Raw genomic sequence first — 8,018 nt, 5'->3', positions numbered from 1 at the left:
CGCCCCCTCCACCACCCGCTTACAGTCAGCGGGCGGTCCCCCTCCCCGTTCCGGGGAGGATTAAGTCCCCAGGAAGGATCTCGACTATGCGATTACCCGATCTCGAAGCCTGGGCGATCTTCGCCAGCGTGGTCGATCACCGCTCGTTCAGCGGCGCGGCCGATGCGATCGGCGTTTCCAAGGCAACGGTATCGAAGGCGATCACTCGGCTCGAAGCGCATCTTGGCCAGTCGCTATTCCACCGCAATTCACGTCGACTGACCCTGACCGAAAACGGCAAGGGCCTGGCCGAACATGCCGCGCGTATCCTGGCCGAAGCCAACGCAGCGGAAGAAGCGGCGCGCGATGCGGCGACCGCGCCGACCGGGCTGGTCCGCATGACCGCGCCGATGACGCTCGGCCTGGCCAAGGTCGCGCCGGCCGTCGCCGAGTTCCTTGCCGCGCATCCCGGGATCGAGATCGACCTGCACCTCTCCGACGCCAAGGTCGATATTGTCGCCGAGGGCTTCGATATCGCGCTGCGCATCGCCGACCTGCCCGACAGTTCGCTGCGCGCCCGCCGCCTGGGCGCGATCAAGACGCATATCGTCGCTTCGCCCGACTATCTCGCAAAGCATGGCCGCCCGACGCATCCGGCACAACTCGGCGAACATCCCTGTTTCGCCTATACCAATGTCACCGGCCCATGGCGTTTCTCCGGGCCGGATGGCGGCGAGGCGGCGGTGCGGCCGACCGGGCCGCTGCGCGCCAATAATGGCGATGCTCTGCTCCCGGCGCTCCGGGCCGGGCTCGGCATCGGCACCCTGCCCGACTTCATCGTCGGAGCCGACCTGCTGAACGGCACATTGGAAGCGATCATGACCGATTGGCGCGGCCCGCCGATCGCATTGCACCTGATGACCCCGCCGAGTAGCCTTCGTCCGGCCCGGGTCGAGGCGCTGATTGCCTTTCTGAGCGAACGGTTCCGCAACCTATGTGATGAATCCGGTAGCTGAGACTCCCCGCGACTCGTGGAGTCAGGCCGATTAATTTGAAATTAACCTTTTACCTTCATCACTGATCAGGTTAATGGTTTGTTCGCAGGTTGGGTCGAGCCGAAGGGGGCATCGGACGCCGCGAGTGACAACCTTTGAGTGACAGGGGAACGGCCGATGCGCGTGTTGCTGATCGAGGACGAGCCGACGACCGCCAAGGCGATCGAGCTCATGCTGACGACCGAGGGGTTCAACGTCTATACGACGGATCTGGGCGAGGAAGGCCTCGATCTGGGCAAGCTGTATGATTACGACATCATCCTGCTCGACCTGAATTTGCCTGACATGCATGGTTACGACGTGCTGAAAAAGCTCCGCGTCGCCCGGGTGCAGACGCCGGTGCTGATCCTGTCGGGCATCAACGAAATGGATTCCAAGGTGCGCAGCTTCGGCTTCGGCGCCGACGATTACGTCACCAAGCCCTTCCACCGCGAAGAACTCACCGCCCGCATTCATGCCGTGGTGCGCCGTTCCAAGGGGCATAGCCAGTCGGTCATCCGCACCGGCAAGCTCGCCGTCAATCTCGACGCCAAGACGGTCGAAGTCGATGGCAGCCGCGTCCATCTGACCGGCAAGGAATATGCGATGCTTGAGCTGCTTTCGCTGCGCAAGGGCACCACGCTGACCAAGGAAATGTTCCTCAACCATCTCTATGGCGGGATGGACGAGCCGGAGCTCAAGATCATCGACGTGTTTATCTGCAAGCTGCGCAAGAAGCTCAGCCTGGCCTGTGACGGCGAGAATTACATCGAGACCGTCTGGGGCCGCGGCTATGTGCTGCGCGAGCCGGATGAGAATGCGGAACCGGTTCCCGAAGTCGCCTGAATACTTTCCCCTTAACAGGGTATCCATAGGGCTGCGGCTTCAGGGGGAGCCGCGGCCCTTTTTGCGTCCGGCGTCGATCACCTTTCTGTCGATGTAAATTATATTTGACATGTCAAAAATCTTTGACGATATGGCCTGTATGAAATCTTTTACATCACAGGAACTCATCATGTCGTTTCGGGAAAAGTCGGCTTGGGTCATGTCGCTGGTCATCGCCGGCACCGGCATCTGGTATTATCTCGTTGTCACCGCCGCCTCGGATGCCTTGGGGCACACCGCGCCGCCGATCGGGCCGCTGATCGGCTATGTCGTCATGGTCGCAATCATCTCGGCGGTTTCGCAGATCATTCTCGCGCTCCTCTCTCCCAGAGAAGCCGGCGCCCCGGCGGACGAGCGCGAACGGGGCATGATCGACCGGGCGGGCAACTGGTCCGGCTACGTCCTGTCGGTCGGCATTTTCTCGGCGCTGGGCAATTACCTCTTCATCAATGACGGCAATCTGCTGTTCCATCTCGTGATGGGCGCCATGATCGTCGCCACGCTGGCCGATTATCTCTTCCTCATCCTGCTCTATCGCCGGGGAAATTGAGCCATGGCGAAACGCCCGCCCATCACCAATCGCGTGCGCGAACTGCGCGAACAACATGGCGGCATGAGCCAGTCGGCGCTGGCCGAGGCGATCGGCGTCACCCGGCAGACCGTCATCGCGATCGAGCAGGGCCGTTATTCACCATCACTGGAGAGCGCATTTCGCATCTCGCGCGTGTTCGGGGTCGGCCTGGAGGATGTGTTCGGGTGGGAGGGGTGAGCTTGCTTCGCCTGCCCTCCCTCCGTCACCCCGGACTTGTTCCAGGTCCACCACGCCGGGCGCGCTCCGCTCAATGGCGGCAAGCCAAACCCAACCGCCAGATCATTCCACGCGGGATTGTCACGTTCGATCAGGTTTCGCTTCCAGTCGCGCGGCCATTTCTTGATCCTCTTTTCGCGCGCGATCGCCGCTTCCATCGTCTCGGCGACTTCGAACCAGACTAGCCGTTTGATACCGTAACGCTTGGTGAATCCGTCGAATACCTCGTCACGGTGCTGCTGGATTCTGCCGATCAGGTTCGAGGTTACGCCACAATAGAGCCGGCCGTTATAGCCGCTTGAGAGAAGATAGACGCAGGGCTGACGCTCTCTCATGATTCACCATTTGCCGCCCGGTGGACCCCGGAACAAGTCCGGGGTGACGAGATATGCTCGACCTACTTCCGCTCCCACACTTTCTCGCCACCGACCCAGGTCTCCTGCACCTTGGTCGCGCGCAGATCGGTCGGTGATGCGAGCAACGGATCGCGATCGACGATGATGAAATCCGCGCGTTGCCCGACGCCGAGCCGCCCGAACTTGTCCTCAGCATATCCGGCATAGGCGGCACCGCCGGTGAACGCCCACCAGGCCTGTTCGCGGCTCACCCGTTCCTCCGGGCGCCACCCACCAAAGGGCTGGCCGCTCGCGTCCATCCGGGTAAAGGCCGCGGCCCAGCCGGCAAAGGGATCGGGGCTTTCGACCGGATAGTCCGACCCGAACGCCAGCCCGGCCCCATTGCGGAGCATCGATGCCCAGGCATAAGCGCCAGCGAGGCGTGCTTCGCCCAGTCGTGCTTCGACCATGCCGCGGTCACTCGTCTGGTGAACTGGCTGCATCGAGGCGATGATACCGTTCTTGCCAAAGCGCGGCAGGTCAGCGGGGTCGACGATCTGGGCGTGTTCGATGCGCCAGCGCCGGTCGCCCTTATAGGTGTCGGCCATCGCGTCGATCGCATTGAGCACTTCGGCATTGGCCCGGTCACCGATCGCATGGACCGCGACCTGAAAACCGTCCATCGCGGCGCGACTCATCAGGTTGCGCATCACATCGTCGGACATGAAGCCGAGACCGAGTTCCTTCGGCGCATCGGCGTAAGGCGCCTTGAGCCACGCCCCGCGCGAGCCGAGCGCACCGTCGGCATAGAGCTTCACACCGACCAGGCGCAGCTTGTCATTATAGAGCCACGGCGTCGGGCCATTGCCGGCGATCTGAATCGCGGGCTCGACGCCGGACGAATAGCTGATGATGCGGATGCGCAGTGATCCCTTGTCGCCCATGCGGCGATAGGCAAGCCAGTCGTCGAGCGTAGTGCCCATATCGGCCGTGGCGGTGATGCCGAAGCCAAGCAGGATCTCCTGCGCCTTGAGCAGCGCGCTGTTGCGGTCGCGCGGCAGCGGCGGCGGCACGACTTTCGCGACCAATGACTGCGCGGCATCGACGAACAGGCCGTTGGGCAACGGGCCAGTCTTCTCGATCCGGCCGCCAGCCGGCGAGACGCTCTTGGCAGTCACCCCCGCCACCTTCATCGCCAGGCTATTGCCCCAGCTGGCATGGCCGTCAGCGCGCGACAGCCAGACCGGGCGATCGCTGACCACCGCATCGAGATCGGCGGCGGTCGGAAAATGGCCAAGGCCCCATACCTCCTGGTTCCAGCCGCCGCCAAGGATCCATTTGCGGTCCGGGTTGGCCGCCGCATAAGCCGCGATCTTCGACTTCGCCTCTTCGAGCGATTTCGTGCCAGACAGGTCGAGTTCGAGCGCGCGAAAGCCAAGATCCATCACATGGCCATGCGCGTCGATGAAGCCGGGCAACATGACCTTGCCCTTCATGTCGGCGCGCCAGTCGAGCTTGTCGGGGCGCTTGTCGCCCTGTTTGAGCAGTTTTACGACCTTGCCGTCAGGGGTCATGATCAGGCCGGTGAACTGGATGACCTTGCCATCCTTGTCCATCGTGATGCCGTTGACGTTGTCGACCAGTGCATCGGCGAATGCTGGAGTGATGGAAAGCGCCAGCAACGCAGCCGCCGCAGCTAGAAAGCGCCTCACTTCGGCAGTCTCCTCACCAGCGAACTCGTATCCTGACGCGCGCCGCCCAGCTTCTGCACTTCGGCATAGAATTGATCGACCAGCGCCGCGACCGGTAGCACCGCGCCATTCCCCTTCGCTTCGTCCAGTGCAAGGCCAAGGTCCTTGCGCATCCAATCGACGGCGAAGCCGAAATCGAACCGGTCCTCACTCATGGATTGCCAGCGATTGACCATCTGCCAGCTCTGCGCCGCACCGCCAGAGATCGCCTCAAACACCTTGGCGGTATCGAGCTCGCTCGCCTGAGCGAAGCGCAAGGCTTCGGACAGGCCCTGCAATACACCGGCGATGGCAATCTGGTTGACCATCTTGGTCTGCTGCCCCGCGCCCGGACCGCCGACATGGATCGTCCGCGCGGCATAGGCCGCGACGATCGCCTCGGCACGGGCAAAGGCTTCTGGTGACCGCGCGCCGCACATCACCGACAATGCGCCCTTCTCGGCACCCGCCTGCCCGCCCGAAACCGGTGCATCGACGAATTCGATGTCGAACGAAGCCGCCGCGTCGCAAATATCGCGCGAGATCCGCGCCGATACCGTGGTGTGATCGATGATCAACCCGCCGCGCAGCTGCTCCATCGCATCGGGACTGTGCAACAGCAGCGCGTCGAGATCGGCGTCATTGCCGACACAGGTGACCAGCACCCCGGCACCGGCGATTGCGTCAAGCGCAGTGGCGGCAGATCGCCCGCCATATTGCGCCGCCCATGCCGCCGCCTTGTCGGGCGAACGATTATAGACGGTAACATTGTGCCCGGCGGCGACAAGATGCCCCGCCATCGGCGCGCCCATGACGCCGGTTCCGATGAATGCGATTTCAGCCATGCGCTGCGCATAAGCCGTGTTCCCCCGCCGCGCCAGATGGTCTAGGCGCGATCGCTTATGGCTACTGATCTTCTGTCCGCCGCTGAACAGCTCCCCGTCACCATCGATGATGTCCGTGCCGCGCATGCGCGGATTGCCAGCTCGATCGTGCGGACGCCCACTTTCATCAGCAAGACGCTGTCGCAGCTGACCGGCGCCACGGTCTATCTGAAGTTCGAGAATCTCCAGTTCACTGCCGCTTACAAGGAGCGCGGCGCCCTCAACACGCTGATGCAGTTGAATCCCGAGACCAAAGGCGTGATCGCGGCGTCAGCCGGCAACCATGCCCAGGGGCTGGCCTATCATGCGCACCGCCTCGGCATTCCCGCGACGATCGTGATGCCGACCAACACCCCGACGGTGAAAGTCACCCAGACCGAGGGGCATCACGCCAATGTCGTGCTGTACGGCGAGACCTTTGACGCGGCCTATGCCCATGCGCGCGAGCTTGAGGGCGAGCGCGGCTATACCTTCGTCCACCCGTTCGACGATGTCCGCGTCATCGCCGGGCAAGGCACGGTCGCGATCGAGATGCTCGAGGACGTGCCGGCGATCGACACGCTCATCACGCCGATCGGCGGTGGCGGGCTGATTTCCGGCATGGCCGTCGTGGCGCGCGCCGTCAGCGAAAAGGCGGGCGGCCCTCCGATCGAAGTGATCGGCGTAGAAGCCGAGCTCTTCCCGTCGATGTACAACCGCATCAACGGCACCAGCATGCCCTGCGCCGGCGACACGCTCGCCGAAGGTATCGCGGTCAAGGAGCCCGGGGTCATCACCAGCGGGATGGTCCGGCAGCTGGTCGACGATATCGTGCTGGTCAGCGAACGCAGCCTGGAAGAAGCGGTCAGTCTGCTGCTTCAAATCGAAAAGACGGTGGTCGAAGGCGCGGGTGCCGCGGGTCTTGCCGCGCTGCTGCAGCATCCTGAGCGCTTCAAGGGCAAGACTGTCGGCGTCATCTTGTGCGGCGGCAATATCGACACGCGGCTGCTCGCCAATGTCCTGCTGCGCGACCTGGCGCGCTCCGGCCGGCTCGCCCGGCTGCGCATCCGCTTGCAGGATCAGCCCGGGGCGTTGTTCAATGTCGCGCGGATCTTTGACCAACAGCGCGTGAACATCATCGAAATCTACCACCAGCGGGTCTTCACAACCCTGCCTGCCAAGGGGTTGATCACCGATATCGAATGCGAAACGCGCGACCGCGCGCATCTCGACCGGCTGATGGTTGCGCTGACTGAAGCGGGATATGAAGCGAGCCCGGTCGAACTCGCCTGATCGGACTGGAATCTTGCGGAGGATCCAGTGCGCCGCCGTCCTTAATTGGTGAAGATAATCGGTGAATCGAATCTGACGTGCGCCCAACCGCATGCCGGACAGCTTCCACGCTGCCAGCGTATGCGCTAAATTGTTTCGCCAGCGCACAGGGTTTCGAAAACCACCCCTTTCTAAGTAAAATGCGCCGCGTTAACCTTCATTCATGGTAAAGCCGCTTTTCATCACGATCAGCACGATTCATAACACCCCTGAGCCGGACCTTTGCACCGGCAGTAGAAGGGCTTTCGGGCGGTGACTGCACCATTTCGTTTTCCACGCTTTTTCGTGACCAGCCCGTCGCCATGCCCCTATTTGCCCGGCCGCCAGGAACGGAAGGTCTTTACCGAACTGAACGGCCCGCATGCCGGTGAGCTGAACGACGCACTCGGCCGGATTGGTTTCCGGCGCAGCCAGTCGGTCGCCTATCGCCCGAGCTGCGCCAGTTGCACCGCCTGTGTCTCCGTTCGCGTGGTCGCACACGAATTCGAGCCCAATGCGACACAGCGCAAGCTGATCAAGCGCAACGCCGATCTCGACGTCACCGCATGCCGCCCCTGGGCAACCGATGAGCAATTCCAGTTGCTGCGCCGCTATCTCGCGTCGCGCCACCCCGGCGGCGGCATGGCGGGCATGGACGAAGGCGATTATGCCGACATGGTCGAGCATTCGCCGGTCAACAGTTTCATCATCGAATATCGCGAGCCGACGCAGAATGGCCGTCAGGGCCGGCTGATCGGCGCCTGCCTGACCGACCAGCAGGCCGACGGGCTCTCGATGATCTACAGCTTCTTCGATGCCGATGCCGCCGACCGTCCCGGTCTCGGCAATTTCATCATCATGGATCACATCCTGCGCGCCCGCTCCGCCGGCCTGCCCTATGTCTATCTGGGCTATTGGGTGAAGGGATCGGCGCGGATGGAGTACAAGACGCGCTATCGTCCGCTCGAGGTGCTCGGGCCGTCGGGCTGGCATTTGCTGGTCGACGAGCCGGTTGCCGTGTCGGCAACCACCCAGGCTGCGCTTGAGGGTGAGCTCGCCTGACCAAAGCCGGC

Annotated in this window: 9 protein-coding genes; 6 read left to right on the top strand and 3 right to left on the bottom strand. The window is 63.0% G+C overall.

What is annotated here, in order from left to right; genetic code table 11:
• Nucleotides 1–86: 86 nt before the first annotated feature.
• The 4 genes from ACRECS_RS13125 to ACRECS_RS13110 all read left to right on the top strand — a co-directional run bounded on the left by ACRECS_RS13125 (nucleotide 87) and on the right by ACRECS_RS13110 (nucleotide 2,667).
• A complete protein-coding gene (locus ACRECS_RS13125) occupies nucleotides 87–995 on the top strand; it encodes a LysR family transcriptional regulator (protein WP_431583414.1) in 909 nt (302 codons plus the stop codon).
• 156 nt (nucleotides 996–1,151) lie between these two features.
• Complete coding sequence (ctrA, locus tag ACRECS_RS13120; RefSeq protein WP_187763987.1) at nucleotides 1,152–1,859, top strand: response regulator transcription factor CtrA; 708 nt, start codon at nucleotides 1,152–1,154, stop codon at nucleotides 1,857–1,859.
• A gap of 169 nt (nucleotides 1,860–2,028) precedes the next feature.
• Complete coding sequence (locus tag ACRECS_RS13115) at nucleotides 2,029–2,448, top strand: hypothetical protein (RefSeq protein ID WP_431583413.1); 420 nt, start codon at nucleotides 2,029–2,031, stop codon at nucleotides 2,446–2,448.
• 3 nt (nucleotides 2,449–2,451) lie between these two features.
• A complete protein-coding gene (locus ACRECS_RS13110) occupies nucleotides 2,452–2,667 on the top strand; it encodes a helix-turn-helix transcriptional regulator (RefSeq protein ID WP_431583412.1) in 216 nt (71 codons plus the stop codon).
• Here the strand turns inward: ACRECS_RS13110 and ACRECS_RS13105 are convergent.
• The 3 genes from ACRECS_RS13105 to ACRECS_RS13095 form a co-directional block, all read right to left on the bottom strand.
• On the bottom strand, nucleotides 2,583–3,041 hold the full coding sequence (locus tag ACRECS_RS13105; protein WP_431583411.1) for a GIY-YIG nuclease family protein: 459 nt from the start codon (nucleotides 3,039–3,041) through the stop codon (nucleotides 2,583–2,585). The two genes, ACRECS_RS13110 and ACRECS_RS13105, sit on opposite strands and share 85 nt — an antisense overlap.
• 62 nt (nucleotides 3,042–3,103) lie before the next feature.
• Nucleotides 3,104–4,753: an amidohydrolase gene (locus ACRECS_RS13100; protein ID WP_431583410.1), complete on the bottom strand. Its 1,650-nt coding sequence runs from the start codon at nucleotides 4,751–4,753 to the stop codon at nucleotides 3,104–3,106.
• On the bottom strand, nucleotides 4,750–5,616 hold the full coding sequence (locus ACRECS_RS13095) for an NAD(P)-dependent oxidoreductase (RefSeq protein WP_431583409.1): 867 nt from the start codon (nucleotides 5,614–5,616) through the stop codon (nucleotides 4,750–4,752). The genes ACRECS_RS13100 and ACRECS_RS13095 overlap by 4 nt, the downstream gene beginning before the upstream one ends.
• 57 nt (nucleotides 5,617–5,673) lie before the next feature.
• On the opposite strand from ACRECS_RS13095, the gene ACRECS_RS13090 reads away from it, so the two are divergent.
• Both ACRECS_RS13090 and ACRECS_RS13085 read left to right on the top strand, forming a co-directional pair.
• The gene (locus ACRECS_RS13090; RefSeq protein ID WP_431583408.1) at nucleotides 5,674–6,927 is read left to right on the top strand and encodes a threonine ammonia-lyase; all 1,254 of its coding nucleotides are present in this window, start codon (nucleotides 5,674–5,676) and stop codon (nucleotides 6,925–6,927) included.
• A 291-nt stretch (nucleotides 6,928–7,218) separates the two neighbouring features.
• Complete coding sequence (locus ACRECS_RS13085; protein ID WP_431583407.1) at nucleotides 7,219–8,007, top strand: arginyltransferase; 789 nt, start codon at nucleotides 7,219–7,221, stop codon at nucleotides 8,005–8,007.
• The last annotated feature ends 11 nt before the right edge of the window (nucleotides 8,008–8,018 follow it).

The sequence above is a fragment of the Sphingomonas sp. genome (assembly GCF_050725575.1).
In the GTDB taxonomy this organism is placed as follows: Bacteria; Pseudomonadota; Alphaproteobacteria; order Sphingomonadales; family Sphingomonadaceae; genus Sphingomonas.
Note: the sequence above shows the minus strand (reverse complement) of the source record. Positions and strands in the feature narration are given on the sequence as shown.